The organism is Chryseobacterium sp. D764 (assembly GCF_019317325.1).
Lineage (GTDB): Bacteria > Bacteroidota > Bacteroidia > Flavobacteriales > Weeksellaceae > Chryseobacterium.
In genome coordinates this window covers 4,721,154-4,747,567 of sequence record NZ_CP079219.1, presented here as the reverse complement: position 1 = coordinate 4,747,567, position 26,414 = coordinate 4,721,154, and the positions used below count along the sequence as shown (strand labels likewise).

14 protein-coding genes are annotated in these 26,414 nt (G+C 36.9%); 8 read left to right on the top strand and 6 right to left on the bottom strand.

The genetic code is table 11. The features are described from left to right. Positions 1 to 50: 50 nt before the first annotated feature. The gene (locus KYG33_RS21600; protein ID WP_257468862.1) at positions 51 to 899 is read right to left on the bottom strand and encodes a hypothetical protein; all 849 of its coding nucleotides are present in this window, start codon (positions 897 to 899) and stop codon (positions 51 to 53) included. Between the two features lie 249 nt (positions 900 to 1,148). Here KYG33_RS21600 and KYG33_RS21595 point away from each other — a divergent pair, with 249 nt between their 5' ends. Further along, the gene (locus KYG33_RS21595) at positions 1,149 to 1,976 is read left to right on the top strand and encodes an ion transporter (protein ID WP_077415326.1); all 828 of its coding nucleotides are present in this window, start codon (positions 1,149 to 1,151) and stop codon (positions 1,974 to 1,976) included. A gap of 43 nt (positions 1,977 to 2,019) precedes the next feature. Then, positions 2,020 to 2,178 carry a hypothetical protein gene (locus tag KYG33_RS21590; RefSeq protein ID WP_175627214.1) on the top strand — a complete coding sequence of 53 codons (159 nt, stop codon included), beginning with the start codon at positions 2,020 to 2,022 and terminating at the stop codon, positions 2,176 to 2,178. A 180-nt stretch (positions 2,179 to 2,358) separates the two neighbouring features. On the opposite strand, the gene KYG33_RS21585 is transcribed toward KYG33_RS21590, so the two are convergent. From KYG33_RS21585 to dnaE, 4 genes are all read right to left on the bottom strand, one after another. Continuing rightward, on the bottom strand, positions 2,359 to 4,683 hold the full coding sequence (locus KYG33_RS21585; protein WP_077415328.1) for a GEVED domain-containing protein: 2,325 nt from the start codon (positions 4,681 to 4,683) through the stop codon (positions 2,359 to 2,361). Positions 4,684 to 4,856: 173 nt separating this feature from the next. Beyond that, on the bottom strand, positions 4,857 to 7,685 hold the full coding sequence (locus KYG33_RS21580; protein WP_219072396.1) for a T9SS type A sorting domain-containing protein: 2,829 nt from the start codon (positions 7,683 to 7,685) through the stop codon (positions 4,857 to 4,859). 127 nt (positions 7,686 to 7,812) lie between these two features. Then, positions 7,813 to 11,091 (bottom strand): fibronectin type III domain-containing protein, encoded by a 3,279-nt coding sequence (locus tag KYG33_RS21575; protein WP_219072395.1) that lies wholly within the window; start codon positions 11,089 to 11,091, stop codon positions 7,813 to 7,815. A 347-nt stretch (positions 11,092 to 11,438) separates the two neighbouring features. Next, the gene (gene dnaE / locus KYG33_RS21570) at positions 11,439 to 16,106 is read right to left on the bottom strand and encodes a DNA polymerase III subunit alpha (RefSeq protein ID WP_077415334.1); all 4,668 of its coding nucleotides are present in this window, start codon (positions 16,104 to 16,106) and stop codon (positions 11,439 to 11,441) included. A gap of 262 nt (positions 16,107 to 16,368) precedes the next feature. On the opposite strand from dnaE, the gene KYG33_RS21565 reads away from it, so the two are divergent. From KYG33_RS21565 to KYG33_RS21545, 5 genes are all read left to right on the top strand, one after another. After that, positions 16,369 to 18,510: a S8 family peptidase gene (locus tag KYG33_RS21565; protein WP_077415336.1), complete on the top strand. Its 2,142-nt coding sequence runs from the start codon at positions 16,369 to 16,371 to the stop codon at positions 18,508 to 18,510. Positions 18,511 to 18,585: 75 nt separating this feature from the next. Next, positions 18,586 to 20,658, top strand: coding sequence for a thiamine pyrophosphate-dependent enzyme (locus KYG33_RS21560; RefSeq protein WP_077415338.1), 2,073 nt, complete (start codon positions 18,586 to 18,588; stop codon positions 20,656 to 20,658). A gap of 207 nt (positions 20,659 to 20,865) precedes the next feature. Further along, positions 20,866 to 21,894, top strand: a complete 1,029-nt coding sequence (locus tag KYG33_RS21555) for a bestrophin family protein (protein ID WP_077415340.1) — start codon at positions 20,866 to 20,868, stop codon at positions 21,892 to 21,894. 218 nt (positions 21,895 to 22,112) lie between these two features. Beyond that, positions 22,113 to 23,216 (top strand): serine hydrolase domain-containing protein, encoded by a 1,104-nt coding sequence (locus KYG33_RS21550; protein ID WP_219072394.1) that lies wholly within the window; start codon positions 22,113 to 22,115, stop codon positions 23,214 to 23,216. A gap of 18 nt (positions 23,217 to 23,234) precedes the next feature. Then, complete coding sequence (locus KYG33_RS21545; protein ID WP_219072393.1) at positions 23,235 to 23,966, top strand: hypothetical protein; 732 nt, start codon at positions 23,235 to 23,237, stop codon at positions 23,964 to 23,966. Positions 23,967 to 23,980: 14 nt separating this feature from the next. Here the strand turns inward: KYG33_RS21545 and KYG33_RS21540 are convergent, their stop codons facing one another. Continuing rightward, on the bottom strand, positions 23,981 to 24,439 hold the full coding sequence (locus tag KYG33_RS21540) for an Lrp/AsnC family transcriptional regulator (protein WP_105684683.1): 459 nt from the start codon (positions 24,437 to 24,439) through the stop codon (positions 23,981 to 23,983). A 157-nt stretch (positions 24,440 to 24,596) separates the two neighbouring features. Here KYG33_RS21540 and KYG33_RS21535 point away from each other — a divergent pair, with 157 nt between their 5' ends. Next, the gene (locus tag KYG33_RS21535; protein WP_077415348.1) at positions 24,597 to 25,826 is read left to right on the top strand and encodes an aminotransferase class I/II-fold pyridoxal phosphate-dependent enzyme; all 1,230 of its coding nucleotides are present in this window, start codon (positions 24,597 to 24,599) and stop codon (positions 25,824 to 25,826) included. Positions 25,827 to 26,414: the final 588 nt, after the last annotated feature.

Sequence of the window (26,414 nt, the reverse complement as noted above, 5' to 3'; positions counted from 1 at the left end):
GGCTTTCATGGGCCGGTTGAATTTGATATAAAAAAAATTAAATAAGACTGTTAATCTTTGAAGAGAGATACTCTTGTAAAGGATTCTATGACCACGCTACAACTTAAATCGGCCTCCATAAAAAGCTGATAGCCTCTTCCCGGATCAAGACTCGCAGGATCGGCAATAGTATAGAAATAAAATGTAAGAATGTTACCTGTTCCACTGGAACCACTTGGTACCAACTGGATAGAGTTAATTTCAAAACCGGAGTCAGGATTTTTAAAAGTAGCCTTTACAGATCCTGAAGAGTTGGACCCGGGAGTAATAGTCGCGATAGCTCTCCAGACATGGACCTGTCCGTTAATTTCGTTTTCCCTCCATTTACCAGTAGCTGAAATATAGATATTCGAGGTAACTCCCGGAAATGGAACTGTGGTTTCCGGCCAGCTTGTAGTAGGACTTGCCGCAAAGACCAGCGGTGTGGCATAAAGCACCTGTTGTCTTGGCCCATACCCGCTCCCTGCTGCACTTAAACTGAATGAGGGTTTTACATTTGCGTTTCCAGAATTTATTTTAACGACACCATCGTTACCAGCCTGAGAAGATGTAGGAACAAAAAGCTGTCTCCAGAGGGTACCATCCCAATACTGGAAGTTATTTGTTGTCGTATTAAAAATAAGGGTTCCTGCAGTAAGGTTAGCATTTACAACACCTGCAGGGGGCACTGTAGAAGCATTATTATCAGCCAGGTATGTATCCCGGTCAGTATCTGTAAGACGAGGAATGAGAATCCCTTTCTGGTTGGAGACTATATCCAGTACTGAAGCACCATTTGGTGTTGAAGTATTAATCCCAACCTGAGCATGTATAAAACTGCTTATGAAAAACAGAATAAATAAGGTTAAATTTTTTCTCATGATATAAAGCTTTTGTTGAATAAAATTACAAACTTGGATTAATATTATGTTAAAAAATAAATTTTTATATGTCATATTTTATTCGTATTTTGTTTAATATAATATATTGAAAATCATTAAATTAAGTGTATATAATTCACTTTTTAATGATGAAAATATTTTTAACATTTGCAAGATTCTTTTAACAATCATATCTTTACCCTATACTCTATAGAAATTACTAACTTCGCTGTGAAATAACCTATATAAATGGAAAGAGAACATAATCTTGTTCCTGAAGACAATCTTTGGAAAAGATTCCTTTACCGGATAATTTATCGTTCCGATACCAGACTCGGAAAACTGTTCGATATCATCTTATTATCTTTAATTCTTGCAAGTACAGCCATCATTATGATGGAAAGTGTACCTAAGCTTGATAAAAAGTTTCATTATACCTTCCTGATTCTGGAGTGGGTGATTTCTATTTTTTTCACTCTTGAGTATTCTATGCGTATTGCAGTGGTAAAGAATAAGCGAAGTTATATTTTCAGTTTTTTCGGAGTTATAGATTTTCTCGCACTGGTTCCTTTTTTCCTCAGCTTTTTCTTTCCCATCACTAAATATTTTCTGATTTTCAGAATGCTTAGAATGTTGAGAATTTTCAGGATTTTCAATTTGCTGGATTTTATGAATGACGGCTACCTTATTGTACGGGCTCTGAAAAACAGCTCGAGAAAGATTTACATTTTCCTTTTATTCCTGATTATATTCTCAGTTATTGTAGGATCACTGATGTTTATGGTGGAAGGCGGAAGGCAGGGATTTGAAACCATACCGCAGTCTATCTATTGGGCAGTAGTTACTGTAACTACTGTAGGATATGGTGATGTATCCCCAATCACGCCTTTAGGAAAGTTTTTTGCGGTTGTTCTGATGCTGGCCGGTTATTCTATTATTGCTGTTCCTACCGGTATTGTAACGGCAGAAATGAGAAACAAGAGACAAAACCTGGAACTGATCTGTGAACGATGCGGTAACGAAGATATTGATGATGATGCGAGGTATTGTAAGAAATGTGGCAAGAAATTAGCTTGATATTGGATATCAACATAATTTATTCACCAAATACCACAAAATCATGGAACCAAAAAAGAAAAACAAACCGAATAGTTTAGTGATCATTCTTTTTGCACTGGTGGTGCTGATGATCATCGTCTACTTTATATTAGCAATGTTCTTCCCTACTATTTTTGACCTTATGAATAAGGGAGAGATTCAGCCGGTACCTAATAAATAATGAGTAATAAGTAATGGGTAATTCATAATGATTTATATAACATCGAGTCATATGACAAAATAAAAAGATGAGTGAAATATTTCGCTCATCTTTCTTTTGATCTATTAATTTTCAAAGTAAATACAATAAAAAGGACGGATCATCAATGACCCATCCCTTTCTTTTTATTTAAATGATAAATTATTTTTTAATGGCCTTGATAGTCTGTTTAGATCCATCTTTCATTTCCATTGTAATTAAATAAACACCTTGCATTAAATCTCTTAAATGAATCACAGATTCAGGGTTTGCAATAGTTTTCAATAATCTTCCTGTTGCATCCGTTACAGATACATTTTTCACGTTTTTCACATCAGAAATGTTCAATACATCTGTAAATGGATTAGGATAAACCTGAATAGTATTTTTTGCCAGAGCAACTTCAGCTGTTGCCAGGTTCGCATTGTTAATACTAATATCATCTATATACAGATTATACTGATCCGGATCTGAATAAGCATTAAATCCAAAGTAATACACACCTGTTGCAGGAACTGTAAACGTTATAGATTCTGTATGGGCCATTTCATCATTAATTGAAGGATAATCTGCTATAGAGCCTGTCATAGCCGATGCGTCAGGTGAAGTTCCATAAGCAACTTTCAATTTTTCAACATAGGTAGATGAGTTATTACCGTACTTATAGCCAATTGTATATTGTGTTCCCGCTGTCAGGTTCAAACCTTGGGTAAAGAACCACGTATTGCCAGGATTGGAAGAGTTATAATGATAACTTAATACATTGGTAGTAAATCCCTGGCTATCAGAAGGCGGATCTACTGTTTCCCAATTATTCCCAGCTCCTGCGTTAACATTCATTGTACAGCCTGGAAGTTCAGGAACAGTAACACTTTCAAAGTCTATAGCATAAGGAAGGTTCGCACTTGAGCACAATGTTGTAAATGTAGCAGAATCACTCCATATACTTTTGCTTGCAGCACTACATGCAGATCTTACCCATACATAATAAACAGTGGAAGGAGCCAAACTTGGAATATTATAAGTAGTTGTTGTAACTCCTGTAAAATTAGGTGTACTTGTAGCTGTAGGCGCTGTATTGGTTGTGCTGTAATAAATGTCATATCCGCTTGCAGGTACAGGAGTAGCTGCCGTCCAGGAAACCGTAGCTCCTCCGGCAGTAATATTAGACATAACTAATGCATTAGGCTCACTACAAGCTGGCGCTACATCTATATTAATATCATCCACATACAACTGGTTCATATTAGCGTCAGAATATGCCTGGAACCCAAAATAATAAACTCCTGTGGCTGTTGGTGTGAAATTCACAAATGCACTGGTTGCTGTACTGGTAACAATATTTGAGTGATCTGCTAATGTATTGGTCATTCCCGCACCGGTAGCTGAAGTTCCGTAAGCTATTTTCAATTTTTCAGCATATACAGTTCCTTCTGCATTTGCATATTTATATTTAATTCTGTAGGTAACTCCTGCAGTAAGGTTAATACCGTTGGTGAAAAACCAGGTATCAGCATTATTGGCATAGTCATAAGAATACTGAAGAACATTTCCTGTAAATCCTTGAGCATCCAGATCACCGGTCTCCCACATATTTCCTGAACCGTCATTGACTACTGAGGTACAATTTGGAAGATCAGGTGGGGTTATGCTTTCGAAGTCCAACGCATATGGTACTCCTACAGAAACACAGGATGTCATAAATGTTGCCATTTGAGACCATGCACTCTTATTTGAAGTACTGCATACAGAACGTACCCATACATGATAAGTTGTAGCCGGTGCCAGTGAAGAAAGACCAGTACTTAATCCACTGCTTGTTCCGGAAACCACTGTAGCAGCAGTAGGATATGTACTGGAAGTTGAATAATAATATTCATAACCGCTGCCTGGAGCAGAAGCCGGAGCGGTCCATCCCACCTGAGCTGAATTTGCTGTAACGGCAGATACCGTTAAAGCAGAAGGAGCAAAACAAGTTGGAACTGCACCAATTACTACCGTATAATCATGAGCTTCTCCATAGCCGTCTGTATTACAAGGAATAGGGTCACTGGAGAACCTGTCACCCACTCTCATTCTGTAAGTACCAGGAGTAACGGTAGAAGGAATTGCGATAAGCCCTGAGGTAATATTGTCCGCTCCTACTTGAGTACTACTCGCAGAAGCTACAAGTTCCGGAGCTGCATCATCAAAAGTACCATCGTTATTAAAGTCTATCCAAACACGTACATTCTGATCACTGTACCCATGTTTAACACTAAAGTCATAACTCAAACCTGCACTAAGGTTGATCGTCATAGAAGTGTAATCTCCATACGCATCAGTAGAACAACCTGTATTAGGATGATCAAATCCAGCGCCTGGAATTGCAAAGGAATCTATCACATCTCCTCCGCTACACCCGCTTGCAAACGCAGGCGTACAGTAAGTCTGTGCGGAGGATAAAAAGCCGGCCATTAAGAAACCAACAAGTAAAAAATTTCTCATATAAAAACAGTATTAGTTACTCAAATCTAGTGAAAATCAACAATAAAAAAAATATTTTTTTAATTATATCACAATGAATTAAAGTTTTCCTTTTATAAAAGATAATTCCACTTATAAAAAGAGAGGCTACTCAAATTGAGCAGCCTCTTTTTCTTATTTCTTTAAGAAATTATTTATCTTTTAATTGCTTTAACGGTTTGTTTAGATCCGTCTTTCATATTCAAGACTACTAAATACAATCCTTCTTTCAGATCTTCTAAGTGAAGTGAAGAAGAAGGAGTATCGATAGTTTTAACCAACCTTCCGGAAGAATCCAGAATGGAAACTGATTTTACCTTATCTGCTTTTGAAATATTCAGAACACCTGTAAATGGATTTGGGTATGCCCCAATACTTTCTTCAGTTTTGGAAATGTCATAAGTACTAAGAACAACATCATTTTTAATATTAATAGTAAAAACATCTTCTACAAAATCAGTATCCCGCGATCCACTTCCAACATTCACATAATATACAGTTCCTGCAACAGTAGAAAATTCTATTGTCAACGGAAGATTAGCAGAATCTGCAATTTTAGACTTCAGACAAGTTAAATTTCCACAACTTCCCGTATATAATGCAATTCCTGGAAATCTAAATTGACTTCCCACAGGTACTGCAACATTAATCCTATAATTACTACCATCGCCTATAAAAGTAAACCATGTTCCATTATTCATTTTTCCAACATTATAACAAGGTATAGTAAATCCGTTATTATTAGTAGTATGCTGGGCATCAGCCTGTGTATAACTATAAGGATATACGGACACCGGCAAAGCGCCTGAACAATCATCATTCGCAGGAGGAGATACTATTCCTACGCATATATCAAAGTTTATAGCGTAGCCAAAGTCCAAAAGACTGAATACTCTTACATAATAAGTTTCGCCTATTGTAAGATCTGAAACATTATAAATATTATTATTACCTGTAAAAGCATTACTACAAACAATTTTTGTTAAGTTTCCGCAGCTACCTTTAAAAACCTCAAAAAGACCAGATGCATCTCCATTACCATTTATCCCATCTCCTACAACATTTCTCAAACTTATCTGATGAACGGTTGCTGTCGCGGTAAATTTAAACCACACATCATCATCAGGAGCTCCATTACATACTGACCCCGGCACATTGGAAGCAGAAGCTCCTAAAGTTGTCCCAGAAGTTACAGCCGTACAGTTCAAATCAGGATTAACGTTCACAGTTACGGCATTTACGCATTCATCATTTGCAGGAGCTGGTGTCAAATCTGTTTGTATACATATCTGAAAGTTAAAACCCGATCCCTGTATCTGATTATAATCTACCACTCTTACATAATAAGTTTCTCCTACTGTAAGATTATTAACAAGCACCAAAGAACCACCTGCTGCACTACATACAAAATTATTACAATTACCTTTAAAAACTCTAATCTGTAACCCTCCAGAAGGATTTGGTAATCCTACAGGAACTTTATTAATTAATTTAATTCGATGCCTAGTTCCGGTAGCTGTAAATTTATACCATACATCATATCCAAGTCCAGAGGCACAACCTGGTGTTGGAGAAGTATTTGATAATAAAGTCGTTCCGGAAGTAACAATTGTACAATCCGCCCCAGAATTCACAGGAACATTTATAGCATCAATGCAATTATCATTGGATGGTGATGGCGGCAGCGTTCCTACACATATATCAAATTTATGAGATGAATAGCCTGATCCACTAAATACTTTTATATAATAGGTTTCTCCTACTGTAAGGTTATTAACAACAGAAGCAGGACATGATGCACTTGTCACATAACCACATCCAGAACCTGAACATAATATACTTGTCAGATTACCGCAATCACCTTTTAAAACCTGAAAATAAACATACCCACCTCCTAATGGTACAGAGGTTACCTCCTTCAGATTAACTGTATGTGTAGAAGAAGTAGCTGTAAACTTATACCATACGTCACCAGTACTCGTACCACATGATGATGCAGGAGACGATACAGTTGACATCACAGTAGTCCCAGAGGTAAAACTCACACAATTCGTATCTGGATTTACAGTAAGATTTATAGCATTGATACACTCATCATTGGAAGGTATAGCTGGTACTGTCGTAAATTTCTGATTAACACAACCGGAGGATTCTCCTGCTGATGCCACTGCTGTTACTTTAAGATAATAAACTGTACTTGTTAAAAGTGGAGATGAGGGAGTAAAATTTGTTGTAGCAACCGATTGCTGATTAACCACGTCTGTGCCTCCCGGAGTAGTCCCTATAGAAACCTTATAACCTGTCGCTCCCTGTACAGCAGCCCACGTAATATTTGGTGAAACCGGTACAGACGAAGCATTGTCTGAAGGATAATTTATTATTGGACAATCCGGTAATGGATTAGGAACTAACCCCATAAGACTGACCACAGGTCTATAAGGTAAAAAATGTCCATTTGGAGGATTTGCCGGATCCGGATTGACCGTATTACTCTCTGTATAAAGAGCCTGCTCTGTAGAATTATATACAAAAAAAGGATTTGCAGCATTGGAATTAAATCCGTTTTCATCTACTGCAACAACTAAATTCCTCACATTATCATATGGAAAAGGAGTGGTAAATGTCACTTCTAAAACTCCATTCACATTAGTAACTGTACCTGAATAAACCTGAGTCATTTCCCCAACAGGAATCCACCCAATTTGATAATTTAAAGAGTTTTTTGTGGTATGTCCCAAATAAACCACCCAATTTGATAAATAAGAGGGATTTGCAGAAGGTGCTAAGTAAAACTTAAGCCCTGTAATATTACCTGCTGTATCAGCATTGATTTCCTGTTTTTTATAAATCTGCTGAGAATAGGAATAGCTATAGCCACTATTGACCGGAGCATTCCCGGTAGCCGTACTATTTCCACCCAGCTTGATTTGAGCACTTAATACGATGCTTATCATCAGTAAGCATACAAATAAGATTTTCTTCATGTATAAGTTTTTGGTTATTAATACGTCTACGAATTTACAATAATTTTAAACGTTCTTTTAAAACATTTAAAATAAAAAAAAACGACAGCCAAACAGCTGTCGTTTTATATTATATAATTAATACATTTTATCTTTTAATTGCTTTAACGGTTTGTTTAGATCCGTCTTTCATATTCAAGACTACTAAATACAATCCTTCTTTCAGATCTCTCAATTGAAGTTCAGAAGATGGTTTCTCAATTGTTTTAATCAATCTTCCGGAAACATCAACGATTGAAACAGATTGTACCTTGGATACATCAGAAATTGTTAAGGTCTCAGTAAACGGATTAGGATATACATTAATCTTATGGTCTTTTGCGACAGTTTCAGAAGTTGCCAAATTAGGATTTTGTTTTACTTCAACATTATCTAAAAGAAGATCATCATAGAAATATCCGTTACCATTTACGTTTTTATCTACAGTAAATCTCACCTGAATAGTTGCTCCAATATAGGAAGCCGCTAAAGGAACAGCAACTGTTCTCCATTGATTTAAGTTGGTATTATCACTAAAGATCACTACCCAGCCATTTCCATCGTTTACCTCTACAGTAAGTTTATTATTATCATAACTAGAAGGTGAAACTGTAGTACTGGTTGACATAGAATGGTTTTTAAACCAATCAAAAGAAACAAGAGGAGCCGTTAATCCTGTTAAATTTACAGAAGGAGTAACCAATTGTACAGTATTTGTACCCGCTCCCGCATATGGTGAGCTTGCATCTACCCATGCATATGTTCCTGCAGCTTTTCCGTTATTAGCCGGACTTGCACCATAATCTCCATTTCCTGAGAACTTCCAGAAAAGGTTTGCATCTGTACCTGTTGCTGTAGGGTTTACATTATTCCAACAGTTTGGCGCTGCTCCACTATCAAAGTTTTGAGTAAAAGGTGCCATAACAATTCCACAAAGAGTATTAAATGTAGCAACAATACTCCATACACTCTTATCAGAAGAACTACAAACAGATCTCACCCATACATAATAAGTAGTAGAAGGAGACAATCCGGATAAAGGAGCTGAAGTTGTAGTACTGTTTCCTAAAGCTGTAGTAGAGGCTGTAGGAGCTGTACTGTTTGTTGAATAATAATATTCATAACCACTTCCAGGAGCTGTAGCTGGTGCAGTCCATGAAATACTTGCTCCGTTTGTTGTAATTGCTGAAACAGCAACTGCTGATGGCTCTGAACAAGTAGGTGTAACATCTATATTGATATCATCCACATAGATTTGATTCATATCAGCAAGAGAATAAGCCTGGAATCCAAAATAATAAACCCCTGTTGCATTTGGCGTAAAATCTACAAAAGTATTTGTAGCAGTTCCACCGGTAATATTTGCATGATCAGCTAAAGTATTTGTCATCGCTGCACTTGTAGCCGAAGATCCGTAAGCAACTTTTACTTTTTCAGGATATTGTGTTGTTCCGGTTGCATTTGCATATTTATATTTGATTCTATAGCTAACTCCGGCTGTAAGATTTAACCCTTGTGTAAAGAACCACGTATTGGCAGCATTACTGCTGTTATATGAATAGTTAAGCACTTTCCCGGTAAACCCAGTTGGAGCTGTAGCTGTTTTCCATAAATTTCCTGAACCACTATTAATAACAGTTGTACACATTGGTAAAGCAGGTGTTGTAACACTTTCAAAATCTAAAGTATATGGCAGGTTTACTGAATTACATACTGTTTGGAAAGATCTTACTGTACATGCTGTAGCCGGCCCTGTAATATTCGCTGTATACGCAGTAACAGAGTAATAGTAAGTGGTAGCAAAATTTAAAGGTGCAGCTAATGTATAAGAACTATTAGTACCGCCAGCGATATCCATGTCTAAAATATCGTTTCCCCCTGAAGTTGTTCCAACTTTTAGTTTGTAACCAGTTGCTCCATTTATTGCATTCCATGTTATTGTAGGCGTTACACTTACTCCTGTAGCACTAGATGCCGGAGCTGTAACTGTCGGACAAAGACCTAAAGTTGTGAAGTTGGCTGAACTTGACCACACCCCTTTATCAGTTCCATTACAGTTTCCTCTCACCCAATAATAATACTGAGTTGAAGGAGTTAAACCTGATAAATCTGCTGTTAAAACCCCGGCACCAACAGAACCTGATGGAGTAACTGTTGAAATTGGCGTAGTTGAAGATGTAGAATAATAATATTCATATCCATTACCTGGAGGCGTTGTTGAAGCTGTCCAGCTTATGGTTGCAGATTCAGGAGTTAAGGCAGAAGAAGAAAGGCCGGTTACAGTACTTACACAGTTAGGTGTAGTTGTAAAAGATCCTGTAGATGCATACCCACTTCCTGTTCCGGCTGCATTTGGAATATGGGAGTATACAGATTGTACTGCACCATTTAAAGCCTGTACCTGCACCTGATAGGTTGTATTCTGAGTAAGCCCCGTAATGGTAGCAGTAGCAGCAGAAACAGGATTACCAACAAGATTAGTCCAATCACAGCTTCCAACTGCTCTGTACTGAACATTGTAGGCTGTTGCACCCGTTGGAGCAGTCCAATTTACCGTTGCAGCATTATTGGTAATTGCAGTTGCAGCAGCAAAAGTTCTTACCGGTGCCTGCGTACCAGGTACCCATGTATACTGCAGACCAGCCGGGATTTTAACACTTGCATTTGTTGTACTGGAAAAAAGCATAGTACTGTTATTAGCACTACCCGTAACAGCTTTAGACCAATCACAAGTAGTTCCAGACGGCACATTGCCAATCATCAGAGAATTTACATTGGATGCATAGGTAGTACTATTTCCTCTTATTCCTACATGAGGAGTGCTATTTGAGGTACTGGTTCCTGGATCCGTACAGTTTCCATATATAATTTTGATTTCACCGGTAGCATACACCAAACGAATCTGAAAATTTAATCTTTCAGTAGATCTATTGCTGTAATTAGCATGATCCTGCCATTGTACAACAAATTCAGTTCCGAGATCTTCATATCGAACTTCATGATTTCCAATCGGCTGTGTTGCATCTGATGATGAAAAACCTCCATCCTGCCCAAAAGCAGAAATCGCCCCTGTCGTTGATCCCAGACTCGACATCGGTGTATAGTTTGTCCCCGAAGGTGCAGCTCCAAAAGCTATAAACCCATTTGCACTCACGTAACATGTTGTCATTGCAACACCACCGAAAGTAAAGGGAGAAGATAAAGGAATTGCTGCCGACACCTCATTATCATAAGTTGTATTAGTTCCGGTAGGAAATAATTTTGTTCCCCCCGTGATTGAGGTGTACGTCATCCCGCTACTTTTTGAAAAAGTATAGTTGGCGACATTAGTTTGTGCATAGACTCCCATACTCAGGAAGGCTAAACACGAAAGTAGTAATCTCTTCATAAATAGTAATAATAAAAGTTAGGACGGTAAATGTATAAATATTAATTTATATTTTAAATTAAAAATCAAAAATTATCACAAAACATTAAACAAAAACACATAAAAAACATCATTAAAATATAATAAAATCAAACGTTTATTTAATTTAATAATTATTTCGCAATATGTTGAAAAATACCAAAACACTAACAATCAATTATTTAAATTACTATATCATTAAAATAGACTTCAGAAAATTTTTCTATTTAACACAAAAAACTATTTATAAATTTTCATCAATACTCTCAATATGTAAACAAAAAAAAGAGTGGCTTTTGACCACTCTCTATATTATTATATATTTTTTTCTAATTTAAATAAAATTCATATTTATTAAGAAGCTGGATTTCTTTAATCAAGTCTCCATTCAGATCTACCGAATGCTTCATAGACTGTACTTCGATATGGGAATCATCCTCAAGATTTTTGATAAAGAACTTCAGCTTTTGATTTCCTTTATTTCTATCAAGTACTGTTCTGAAAAAGTCCAGATCTTCAGCTCTTACATCCATAACATCCATGACCAGAGATATACTCTTAGCAAACCTTTCAAATGCTTCCTGCAGTTCTATCACATCATTTACATTAACAAAGACTCTTCCATCCTTCACCTGAGCAAATTTTATTTTGAAAATAACAAACCTCTGTACCTCCAGCTTTTCCTTCAGCCTCATATAATCCCTGTCTCCCAATCTGAATGAATACGATCCCGAATAATCTTCCAGGGTAACAAAAGCTACTTTTTCGCCGCTCCTGAAACCATCTTTCACCACATATTCCGTAATCAGACCGGCAACAGTATATTCTTTTCCACCACCGCCGTTTTCTCGTTCTTTTTGTAAGGTTTTCCAGTCTTTTTTCTTTTCTTCAAAAAGTTCCTCCTGTTTATTTGCAAAAGCCTGCTCTTTATAGGCATCCACTTCATCAAGATTCAAAAAATGAAAAACTCCTTTCGGTTCAGCTTTTTTTGTAACTTCTTCTATAACTTCTTCCTCTTCACCGGCAACGATGTCATCAGAAACAATTTCCACAAGATCCGCAACCTCATCAATAGAGTCTTTTTCAAGAATAGGAGCTTCATCTATAACTGCTTTTTCCTCATCCTTCTCCAACACTGACTTTTTGGAAAGCTGCCCCTGCATAAACTGATATTGGTATTTAAATTCATCCAGCGGATGTGCAGAAAGATAAAATCCGATCGTTTCTTTTTCTTTATTAAGTTTATGCATGTTTGGCCATTCCGGGCAGGGTGCCAGTTTCGGCTGCTCAATCTGAACTTCCTCTGCAAAATCCGCAAAAAGAGAATGTTCCATCTCATTTTTACTCTCCTGGAAACTTTGTCCGTATCTGATCAATCTTTCAAGATTCGTTCTTCCGGCCATATCAATATCAAAATATTGACCTCTGTGGAAAGAATCCAATTCATCAAAAGCTCCTGCAAGCACCAAACTTTCCGCTACTCTTTTATTCATTTGCGAAGGCAGAATTCTTTCAAAAAAATCATAAATATTTTTGAATCTTCCGTTCGTTCTTTCCCGTGTAATTCCTTCACTCGGACCTTCTCCAATCCCTTTGATTGCTCCCAACCCAAAACGGATCTGTCCTTTTTCGTTTACAGAGAATTTATATTGAGATTCATTCACATCCGGTCCTAATACATCTACTCCCATACTTTTGCAATCCTCCATAAACATGGTAATTGAATCCGTATTGTTAATGTTATTACTCATCACACTCGCCATATATTCTGCAGGATAATTGGCTTTCAGATAGGCTGTCTGGTAAGCAATAAATGCGTAACAAGTGGAGTGAGATTTATTGAAGGCATATTCCGCAAAGGCTTTCCAGTCATTCCAGATTTTCTCCAACCTTTCTTCATTCAGGTTATTTTTTCTACCTCCTTCAATGAATTTCGGGTACATTTTATTAAGGACATCGATCTGCTTTTTACCCATCGCTTTTCTCAAAGTATCAGCTTCACCTTTTGTAAAATTAGCCAGCTTCTGGGACAAAAGCATTACCTGCTCCTGATAAACGGTAATCCCGTATGTTTCTCTTAAATACTCTTCTGTTTCCGGTAGGTCATAAACGATCTCTTCAATTCCGTGCTTTCTATTAATGAAATTTGGAATATATTTAATCGGCCCCGGACGATACAGGGCATTCATTGCAATAAGGTCAGCAAAAACCGTTGGTTTAAGCTCCCTCATGTATTTTTGCATTCCGGGACTTTCGTACTGGAAAATCCCTACTGTCCTTCCTTCTTTAAATAATTGATAGGTCTTCGTATCATCAAGCGGAATAAGATCCGGATCAATGTCTAAGCCATGTCTTGCTTTTACCAGTTTCAATGCATCTTTAATGATCGTCAACGTCCTCAACCCAAGGAAATCCATTTTCAGAAGACCTGCACTTTCCGCCACGGAGTTATCAAACTGTGAAACCAGAATATCCGCATCTTTTGCAGCAATAGTTACGGGTACAAGATTACTTACATCTTCTGGGGTAATAATCACCCCACAGGCATGAATACCTGTATTCCTGATACAGCCTTCCATTTTTTTCGCACTCGAAAGTACGTCATGACGGGCATCATCCGGGCTATTCAGAACATATCTCATTTCATCAACAAGCATCTGTTCTTCCGGTTTTAATTTATCATATTTAGATAAAGCTTTTGCAATATTCATTCCCGGGCTTGGCGGAATTAATTTTGCAATATTATTTGTATCCGGAATCGGAACATCAAGCACTCTTCCCGCATCTTTAATCGCAGATTTTCCTCCTAAAACAGAGTACGTAATAATCTGTGCGACCTGATTTTTACCGTATTTTTCAACTACCCATTTGATAATTTTATCACGGCCTTCATCATCAAAGTCAATATCAATATCCGGCATGGAAACCCTTTCCGGATTCAAAAATCTTTCAAAAAGCAAATCATATTTAATAGGATCCACATTGGTAATTCCTGTACAATATGCTACGGCAGAACCTGCAGCAGAACCACGGCCGGGACCAACCCAAACCCCCATTTTTCTTGCTTCATTACAAAAATCCTGCACAATCAGGAAATAACCTGGATACCCTGTGTTAGCAACTACTTCCAGTTCAAAATCTAAACGTTCTTTAATTTCGGCTGTAATTCCGGTATCTGCATATCTTTTTTTCGCTCCTTCATATGTTAAATGCGTCAAATATGCCATTTCACCACGTTTCCCTCCATCAATATCATCTTCAGCATGAATAAATTCTTCCGGAATATCGAATTTTGGAAGTAAAACATCTCTTTTTAATGTATAAGGCTTAAATTTCGCAGTGAATTCTTCATAAGCATCAAAAGCATCAGGATACGCTAAAAAAGTTTCTTTTATTTCATCAGAATTTTTGATGTAATATTCTCCTGTAGCTAATCCTCTTCTCTTTCCAAAGCCTTTTCCGACAGGAGTTGTCAATTTTTCTCCGTCTTTAATACAGCTTACAATATCCTGAATATTAGAATCGTCTTTATTGGTATAAAAAGTTTCGTTCTGGGCTAAAATCTTAACATTATATTTATCTGCAAAATGCAGTAAAACATCATTTAAATGCTCTTCTTCAGGTAGTTTATGATTTTGAATCTGAACATAAAAGTCATCTTCAAAAGTATCTTTCCACCATTTGAAAAGCTCCTCCCCTTTTTGCTCACCGGTATTTAAAATAGCATCCGGAATATCTCCCAGAATTCCGGAAGTCAGAGCAATTAAACCCTTTTTATATTCAGCAATCAATTCACGGCTGATCCTTGGAACTCCAAAATAAAATCCTTTTAAGAATCCGATACTTGAAAGTTTTGCCAGGTTTTTATATCCTTCAAAATCTTTCGCTAATAAAACCACCTGCGTTCTTCTGTCAGGATCATCTTTGGTAAACTGCTTCTGTTCGTAACGGTCTGAAATATAAAATTCACAGCCTACAACAGGAACTAAAGGCTCTGAAACAGGCTCAGCCTCATTAAATTCTTCTCCGTTTTCTTCTGCTTCCTGTTTTTTTGCTAAATATTCTTTATGTTTTTTTGCGCGGTCACTATTTGCACCTTCAATTGCTGAAACAAATTTAAAGGCACCCATCATATTTCCCAAATCCACCATTCCAACGGCAGGGAAATTGTCATCCGTAGCTTTTTTAATTAAATCATTAATGCTGGAAGTCGCCATTAATGTTGAGAAAACACTGTGATTGTCAAAATTGAAATATTTACCCAGATCAATTTCATCAACACTTCCGAAATCCTGCTGCTTTTTCTTATTATGAAAATCTGCAACCTGCCTTCTGATAACAATATTGAAAGGTTTTATCGGATCGGGATAAAGGCTCTTGAAATACGCCAGCTGATCCTCAGAAATCTTTAATGTTTCCGCGGGAACAACTCCAATTCTTATCATTTCAAAAAAAGCTCTTGCCGTAGCATTTACGTCGGCAGCAGCATTATGTGCCTCATCAAATTTGCTTCCATAAAGCTTTTCATAAAGTTCTTCAAGTTTCGGAGATTTATATCTCCCTCCCCTTCCTCCGCCTAGCTGACAGAAGTCGGTTCCCAAAATCATGGTATCCGCTTTGGGTTTTTCCTGTAGATTATCTTTAAGATTTTTTCTGTAAAATTCTGCTCCAACGATATTGTAATCGAATTCCACATTGTGTCCGGAAACGACTCTTACTCTATCTAAGACTTCAGCAAATTCATTTAAAACTTCTTCAAGGTCACGGCCTTCTTCATTGGCAATTTTCGTTGTAATTCCGTGAATACGGGCTGCATTGAAGGGAATATCATATCCTTCAGGTTTTATTATATAATCCTGGTTTTCAACTAAATTTCCGTCATCATCGTGTACCTGCCATGCTATCTGAACCATTCTTGGCCAGTTTTCCGAATCTGAAAGCGGAGCGTTGAAATTTTTTGGTAAACCTGTTGTTTCTGTGTCAAAAATTAAATACATATAATGTTCTAACTTTTTTATAAAAGAGAATGTAAAGTTACTCCATTTTTTCCAATTAGTTTATACTAAACATAAAGAATAAACCCTATTCACAATAACAAAATCATTACATTTTATTAAAAAAATAAACAACTCAAACAAGAATGAAATAAAATATTAAAATATTATTAAAAAAATTAGAATTATCTACCAAAACTAACTAGTTATCAGTTTTTTGCTATAAATTTGATTAACTATAATTTTTACAATTTATTACTCAAAAATGAAGAAACAATTACTTTTAATCAGCACATTGATTATTACATTAGCAAGTGCGCAAAACAATGAAGAATTAAACAGTCAATTAGAACGCCAAAGAATAGACAACAATGAAAGGTTTGATTCTTATGTATCTAAACGATATGGCTCTAACAAAACTCCTGAAGTTTTAAAAGAGATTGAGCAGCAAAGAACCAATCTGGCAGGGTTTTTACCTGATAACAGACCCTATTTTTTTCAAGCTCATGACATGGATCAGATTAAAAACTCCAATTCTGATTTTTTACAGGGAGGAACTATTACAGGTTTAACGGGATCTTTTAACGGCGAAGGTATTAAGTTCACTATTTTCGACGGAAGTACCTCATCCGGTGTAGCAAGAGTATTTGCTGGTCACGTTTTTTTTAACAATTTACCGAATAGAATAACGAATAAAGAAAGCAGCACTGTCAATTATGGCGACCACGCAACAGCTGTTTCCAGTTTTATAGGAGCAAAAGATTACCCATATACCGTAACATTTACGAATGGTACAACAAGACAGGTTAATTTCAAAGGAATTGCACCTAATTCTACTATAGATGCCTATGCTTTTGGAACTTCTGTTCTGGACGGCGAAACTACCCCAAAAACAGTATTTCAAAAAATTACAACGGCTCAACCTAACATTTCCAATCATTCTTACGGAACCAATCAGGGATGGGCTGACCCCCAGCTGATTAATAATGAACCTTCATGGGTATGGAATGGGGCGTTTTCAAGCCCAAATAATACCTTTGATGCTCAGGGAACTTATCATACGAATGATCGTGACTATGACCAGATTGTATACAACAACCCCTCATATATCATCGTAAAATCTGCAGGAAACTCATTTGGTGAAGGGCCTAGCGCTGATACAAGCACTTATAAAAAGTATTATAAAGATAATTCGGGAAATTTAGTTGAATTCACAGCAACTGATACATTACCTCAAAACAATTGTGCACAGGGATATGACTGTATAGGGATTGGGTCTCTCGGAAAAAACATTATCGTTGTAGCAGCAGCAGATAGAATTACAACTAATGACGGAAGATACACAAGTTCTTCAGATGTTATTCATTCCTCTTACAGCAGTGCCGGACCAAGAGACGACGGAGGTATCAAACCGGATATTACCGCTGTAGGAACAAGTGTTGCCAGTGCATGGACAGACAATAATGCTACAGGAGGCAGCAAGATCGATATAGGAGACGGAACTTCTTATTCTGCACCTGTTGTGACAGGTATTATTGGACTTTGGATACAGATTAACAAACAACTATTTTCCGGAAGTTTATTAAATGCTGCATCGGCAAAAACCTTAATGGTACACTCAGCAAAAGAAGCAGGAAATATAGGCCCTGACCCACAATTTGGCTGGGGATTTATTGATGCAAAAAAAGGAGCAGAACTTCTTGTAGGGAAATCCAACAACAGTATTATCTTTAATGATGAAACATTAAACAGCGGAGTTGCCAATGTAAAAACAGTAAAAGCATCAGGTTCAGAGCCGTTAAAAGTTACCATATCATGGGTAGATCCTGAGTTCACCAACTTTACCAATCAATGGAATAATATTTACAATAACAGAGGTTCCAAACTGATTAATGACCTGGATCTAAAAATCACAGACACTACTACCAATACTGTTTATTACCCATGGAAACTGGATGCCAACAACCCAATGACTCCGGCTACTAAAGGAGATAATACCGTAGATAATGTTGAACAGGTTGTGATTGATACTCCGGTTGCTGGAAGAACTTATAAAATAGAGATCACAAATAAAGGAATACTTAAAAACAATGCAGGCGGAAATGCTCCTCAAAACTACTCTATTATCACAACAGGGTTTACCGAGTTATTAGGAACCAGAGAAGCTGCAAATCCTCTTAATAATCTGGCAATAGCACCTACAGTTACAAAGGACTTTACAAACATCCTGAAAGCACCTAAAAAATCTACTTTCAATGTATATGATCTTACAGGTAAAAAACTACAAAACGGAATCATCAACAATGATAAAGAACAGATAGATTTATCCACATATACAAAAGGAATTTACATCATTGAAGTAAAAACAGACAAAGATGTTATTTCTAAAAAAGTGATCAAGGAATAACCTATATCTACAAAGATTTTATACAAAATACTAACAGTTGTTAGTATTTTGTTTTTTTGTGTATATTTGCTTCCTATGGAAAATGCACTTCACGAAAAAGTTTCTCAGGATATATTGCTCAAAGCGTATAATCATATGATGCTGGCCAAAGCAATGGCCGATATTTACGAAGAAAACAGAAATATCTGTAAATATGTTCATAGTACTTCAAGAGGCCATGAAGCCATCCAGCTTGCAACAGCTTATCAGCTAAAGAAAGAAGACTGGGTTTCTCCTTATTACAGAGACGAAAGTATTCTTTTGGGAATTGGTTTTGAGCCTTATCAATTGATGCTTCAATTACTGGCTAAAGCTGATGATCCTTTTTCAGGAGGAAGATCTTATTATTCCCATCCTTCAAGCAGGGATGAAAACAAACCCAAAATTGTTCACCAGAGTTCCGCAACCGGAATGCAAACCATTCCTACTACAGGAGTAGCTCAGGGAATCAAATACATACAGGATTTCAATCTTCAGGAGTTCGAAAATAACCCTGTTGTTGTCTGCAGCCTTGGAGACAATTCTGTTACAGAAGGTGAAGTGAGTGAGGCTTTACAGTTTGCCGCTTTACATCAGCTTCCTATTATTTTCCTTGTACAGGATAATGAATGGGGAATTTCTGTAACGAAGGATGAAGCGAGAACCTGCGATGCCTATGATTTTGTTGCCGGATTCACCGGATTAAGCAGAATGAGAGTAGACGGAACAGATTTCGTGGAAAGTTTCGAAGCGATGAAAAAAGCTGTAGATTTTGTAAGAACGGAAAGAAAACCTTTAGTCGTTTGTGCAAAAACTGTTTTAATCGGGCATCATACTTCCGGAGTAAGAAGAGAATTCTATAGAGACGAAGAAGATTTAACTAAACACAGAGCTAAAGATCCGGGAGAAATCCTTAGAAAACATTTACTGGAAACAGGTACTGATGAAGATCTTTTAAAGCAGATCACAAAAAAGGCCCGCCTGGAAGCTGAAGAAGCTTTTGAAAGAGCTAAAAACGCTGAAGACCCGAAGCCAGAATCTGTAATGCAGCATGTTTTTGCCCCTACTCCGATTACAGAGGAAACAGGAACACGTGAACCTGCCAACGGAGAAAAAATTGTGATGGTAGATGCTGCCATCCACGCGATACAGGAATTGATGTGGAAACACCCTGAAGCTCTTCTTTACGGACAGGATGTAGGAGAAAGAATCGGTGGGGTTTTCCGTGAAACAGTAACTTTAGGAAAGAAATTCGGAAGCAAAAGGGTATTCAATACAGCAATTCAGGAAGCTTATATCATTGGATCTACAGCCGGAATGAGTGCTGTAGGATTAAAACCAATCGTTGAGGTTCAGTTTGCAGATTATATTTATCCGGGAATCAACCAGCTAATTACAGAGATTTCAAAATCCAACTATTTAAGTGGTGGAAAATTCCCTGTAAGCAATATCATCCGTGTTCCTATCGGAGCATACGGTGGCGGTGGTCCCTACCACAGTGGAAGTGTTGAAAGTATTTTAGCCAATATCAAAGGAATCAAAATAGCATATCCAAGTAATGCAGCAGACTTTAAAGGTCTGTTAAAAGCAGCTTATTACGATCCGAATCCGGTAGTAATGCTGGAGCACAAAGGATTATACTGGAGTAAAGTTCCGGGAACTGAAGATGCGAAAACAATAGAACCTGCTGAAGACTATGTACTTCCGTTTGGAAAAGGAAAAGTAATCATCGAAGCAGATAAAGATGAAACTGAAAAAGGCAGAACTTTATTAGTGGTAACTTACGGAATGGGTGTTTACTGGGCTAAAGAAGCCGCTAAGAATTTCAATGGAAGAATTGAGGTGATTGATTTAAGAACATTAATTCCTCTTGATGAAGAACTTGTTTTTGAAAGAGTAAAAGCGCATGGAAAATGTATCGTTCTCACTGAAGAACAGCTTAATAACTCTTTTGCAGAAGCTTTTGCCCACCGTATTTCCAAAAACTGCTTCAAATATCTTGATGCACCGGTAGAAACCATGGGATCACTGGATGTACCTGCTGTACCAATCAATCTGATCCTGGAAAAAGAAATGCTTCCCAATGCTGAAAAGCTCAGCAATAAGATTGAAGAAATGCTGAAATATTAATTTTATATCAACTTAAAACCTCTAAAAATTTTTAGAGGTTTTTTTATGCAATTTTTTCACTACATTTATTTAAGATTATCATTCTCAACCCTAGACTATTATAAACCAAGAAAACCTGATTATCCATTACCTGACAGGCATTACAAAACAAAACCCATCATAGTTTGGTATTTATTTTGTCTCTACACGCAAAACACATCTATCTTTATGATCACAACCAAATACGTCAATTATAAACAGGTTCTCAATCTGGCCGGTATACATCTTATCTTAATCTCTATCTGGTGTACATTGATTGCTGTTTTCTTTTACTTCTTCAACTGGCACTGGATGACAATTCCCTGGGTTCCTGTAGCACTGATTGGTACAGCAGAGGCATTTCTTGTGGGTTTTAAAAACAACCAGGCTTATGACAGACTTTGGGAAGCCAGAAAAATCTGGGGTGGTATTGTGAATTCAAGCCGTTCATTTGCTTCTATGGTGTATGCTTTTGATACCAAAAATGAAGGAATTGGCGTTTTTGATCTTGAAGACCGTAAAAAAAGAATTGTTTATCGTCATATTGCATGGTTGTATACTTTCCGTGAACAACTTTTGGTTCCTACAGAATGGGAACATATCAGTACAGAAAAGAAATTCGGGAATATCAATCTGAGAAGAAACAGATTGATCAAAGCTGGATTCCCTGATTACGGAAGAGCCCCTATTTTCCTCCACAAATACCTTTCGGAGGAAGAATATGATCTTAAGAATGATTATAAAAACTTTGCTACCTACCTGACTGCTCAACAGGCAAAAGACATCAATGAACTTAAAAATATGGGTGCTATTACAGAATTCAACCAAACTCAGCTGCAGAACGCTCTGAATGAATTCTATAATTTTCAGGGACAGGCAGAAAGAATCAAAAAATTTCCTTCTCCAAGACAATTTGCCAGCACAGCCTTTGTTTTTAATATTCTTTTTATCATGCTTCTTCCGCTAGGATTAGTAAATGAGTTTGCGAAACTTGGCGATTGGGGAATCTGGACTTCTATTCCGTTCTGTATCATTATCGGATGGATCTACATCATTATGGAACTGGTGGGAGACTATTCTGAAAACCCATTTGCAGGATTGATGTTTGATGTACCTATGCTTTCTATCTGCAGAACGATTGAAATAGACCTTCTTCAGATGAGCGGAGAAACAGATCTCCCTGATCCTATTTCTTCTAAAAACGGAGTGTTGGTTTAATTTCTTTCTTAAAAGAGCCATCTGTCAGACCCTGAAAATCATTCAAAAAAAAATTAAAAATATTCTTTAAAACATATTTAAAAGATCATTGTTTTTCATAATTTAGAGGAATTGAAAACATCAGCTGAAATCTGTCCAAAATTGAATCACGGTTCTGTTTCGGACAGATTTTAACTTATACTTTCACCAGCTAATAATTTATCCCTTCTTTTTAAACAATGAGATCCAAGCAAGTACTGCAGGTTTTGGCAATTTTATGTCTTACCTTATTCTGTTCTAAAGTAAAATCACAGGCAGCTTTCAACAAAGAATTACCTAAAGAATTTACAGACAAATTCACCAAGGAAATCAATGACAGTATTCCGTCTTTGGGATCTTTTATCGTTTCTCAGGACAGCAGGATCATGTATGAACAGTATTTTCACGGAGCCAATAAAGAAACTGTCTTCAGCGTAAAATCTGTTACCAAAAGTATCGTATCTGTTCTGGCAGGTATCGCAAAAGATAAAAACTTACTGCCCAATCTCAATACTCCGGTTTTAAAAATCCTTCCGGAATACAATGTTTCAAGAAGCAGTTTTAAAAATATTTCCAATATTGAAGGGAAAGTTCTTCATGATTCTATCAGAAATACGTTAACATTAAAGAATATCCTGACCATGCAGGGTGGTTTCGACTGGATTGAGAATTCAAAAATTTCAACGGCCATGTCATTTTCCGGTGATCCTGTAAAGTTTGTTCTGGATCTGCCTTTCGAAGAATATCCGGGTACTGTATTCAACTATAACAGTGGTGAGTCTCATCTTTTTGGTGCTGCATTGGCAAAAATTGTAAAGACCAATCTGAAACAATTTGCCACTGAAAATCTTTTTAAACCTTTAAAAATGAATGTTACCCGATGGGACACAGATTCCATGAACAGAAATTTGGCAGGCTCAGAGCTTTTTATGAAACCAGATGATATGCTGAAGTTTGGATCCATGATCCTTAACAACGGAAAGCTTGGCGGCAAACAAATTGTCTCTCAAAAATGGATTCAGGAATCTACTTCTGAACAGGTAAAGCTGGATTCATGGGATGTAATGCCCAATGCCAACGGATATGGTTATTACTGGTGGCGGAGAAAAACCAACGGCCACCAGGCATTCGTAGCAACAGGTTATGGCGGCCAGCTTATCTGTGTTATTCCTGATTTAAAAATGGTGATCGTAACCACTTGTTTTTTGAATGATAAAAACAAAGGCAGATCTGATATTAAAAGACTTCATTATTTCATTGATAAAATAACACAAAAAGAAACCGAAACCAATAAGAACTTATAAAAACCAATAGCTATTAATATGAAACTCCATTTAACCCTTACTTTGGCCTTCATTGCAAGCCTGTCATTCGCACAATCCAGTGAAAACATTCAAAAGGTAAGAGATAAACAGCTGAAAGTTCAGAATCAGAATCAAGATTTGGATTTTAAAAGAATGGAAGAAGAACTGAAAGTAACCGGTAAAGATTCAGGACCTTTTACATATGGTGTTTTTCCCTATCCAATCTATGACAGCATTCAGAAAGGCGGTTTTAAAGGAGTGGGAACACTGGGGAATTTTTTCGGCTTAAAACTACAGAACAAAAGAATTGTATATACAAGCTTTGTAGAAAACAATTGGAGTGCTTTAAATTCTCATAAGGTTAAGAGTAAGGACAGAGTCTTTTTCACCATACTGGTTCTTACAGATTTTATTGATGATAAAGAATATAACTCAAGTAAAATGAATATTGTTTCCAGGAATTTTCCGGATGTGATCGGACAGGGATTTGTAAAGACTTCCAATAACAGAATCGATTTCTCTGCCTTCACCACCCTTGAAAAGGAAGATTTTGCGATTGTGAATATGAAACTTTATCATCTGAAATACGGCAATATCATTTTGATTGCCCCTCAGAAAGACGGAAGTTTACGAAGCATGCAGATCAACAATACAACCGATCTGACTTCTGAAACACTGAAAACTTACGTTGATCAACTTATACAGCAGCCGGAAACAGTTAATTTTTTTATTAATGAAAAAACAATCTGAGCCGGCTTAAGAATCTACAATACGATCGCCGTTGTGTTTTTTACTTCGGAAATCATAAATGAACTGTGCGTGCTTGCGATGTGCTGAAGCGTTGTCAGTTTCGTCAGCATAAAGCTGCGGTAATCTTCAATATCTTTCACCCCTATTTTAAGGATATAATCATAATCTCCACTTACATGAAAACATTCTGTAACCTCCTGCAGATCCATCACCTCCTTTTCAAACTGCAATACAAATTCTTTTTTATGCTGGCTTAATTTGACATGACACAGGACGATAAAATTTTTCTTAACTTTGCTTTTGTCCAGCAAGGCTACATATTTTGAAATGACGCCTGCATTTTCAAGCTTTTTCACACGTTCATAAACAGCTGTAACAGATAATCCAAGCTTCCCGGACAGTTCTTTGGTGGTTTGTTTGCAGTCTTCCTGTAGAAAAAACAGGAGTTTCTTGTCGGTTTCGTCAAGTTCCATAGATATTTTTTTGGTAAAAGTTTAATAATATCGAAGATACTAAATATTTTTTCTAAATAAACAATATTTTACAGTTTTATATTCTATAAATTCAAATTTATGTTGTAATAATTAGCAAATTAATGCAAATTGGAACAATAAAATAAAAACAATATTTATGGAAGACTTTAACGCAGCCAACGAGATCCAGGATCTTCAGTATTTTGGTGAATTCGGAGGAGTGAATCCTTCTATCTCAGATAGCTCTACTTATACATTCCTTTCTGCAAAGACCATGTTTGATACTTTTGAAGGAAATGCGGAGGGATGCTATTTATATTCCAGACATTCATCCCCTATGAACCTTTATCTGGCTCAGGCTCTTGCCAAGATGGAAAACACGGAATCTGCCAACGTTACAGCATCCGGAATGGGAGCTATCACTTCCGTTCTGATGCAGGTATGCAAAAGTGGAGACCATATTATTTCAAGCAGAACCATCTACGGAGGAACTTATGCTTTTCTTAAAAACTTCATGCCTCAGTTTAATGTAGCAACCAGTTTTGTTGATATTAATAATTTTGAGTCTATAGAAAAAGCAATTACTCCCAATACTAAAGTTATTTACTGCGAAAGTGTGAGCAATCCGCTTCTTGAAGTGGCAGACCTTAGAAAACTTTCTGAAATCTGTAAAAAACACAACCTGAAACTGATTGTAGACAATACCTTCTCTCCCCTTTCTATCTCTCCGACATTATTCGGGGCAGATGTTGTGATTCATAGTCTGACGAAGTTTATCAACGGAAGCAGTGATACCGTAGGAGGTGTATATTGTGCAACGCAGGCATTTATTGATGATACCAAAAATGTCAATTCCGGGGCTTGTATGCTTCTGGGACCTACCATGGACAGCTTAAGATCATCAAGCATTTTAAAAAACCTGAGAACATTGCACATCAGAATCAAACAGCATAGCCACAATGCCATGTATCTTGCTGAAAGATTTGAAAAAGACGGCTTAAAGGTATCTTACCCTGGATTACCATCCCATAAAAATCATGAATTAATGAAGAGCATGCTTCATGAAGAATACGGATACGGCGGATTACTGACGCTGGATGCCGGAACCACAGAAAAAGCCAATGAACTGATGGAACTGATGCAGACAGAAAACCTGGGTTATCTTGCAGTAAGCTTAGGGTTCTATAAAACCTTATTCTCATGCTCAGGAAAATCTACCTCATCTGAAATTCCGGAAGAAGAAAGAGCTTCCATAGGTATTTCAGACGGACTGATCAGATTCTCCATCGGTCTTGACCACGATATTAAAAGAACGTACCATAAAATGAAGGAGTGTATGCTGAAAGTAGGTGTTCTTAACCACCATGAAAACATTTCTATATCCTAAATTTATTATTGTAAAAAGGCTGTTTCAAATTGAAACAGCCTTTTTTATTTTAAAGAATCAACATGTCTGAAACGTGGTTCATTTTCTATGGGCACGACCAAGATGGCTCACCTAAGCATGCAGATCTAATAAGGTAAAGTACCCTTACAAATAATGGGAGCTTGCCGATACTCTTCAGATAGTTTATCAATTAAATACTTTTCACTTATTGAATACATGACTATGACAATTACCAGGTTACGCTTACAGATTATGCCTACACAGTCTATAAAGCAGGAACCACATCACCTGGGTTTGAGGTAAAACAGAATGAACTGAAACAGTTTTTTGCCAAGAGTCTTAAAAACGGATGAAACACTTCCGAAAGAGAGTAAATAAAATAACGAAAGATCCGGAACATCACTACGGATCTTTTTATTTCTGCTGAAGAAGTATATAACCTGTCTTTTACGGTTGGGAAATTCAAACTCATGATCTCTCCGAAATAGCAAACATTGTGTATAATCTTTTAGGTTTTGGCTAAAGCCATTGGAACATCTTATGGATTTGATAAATAGGCGAAAGCCTATTCTTATTGTTCTTTCTTTT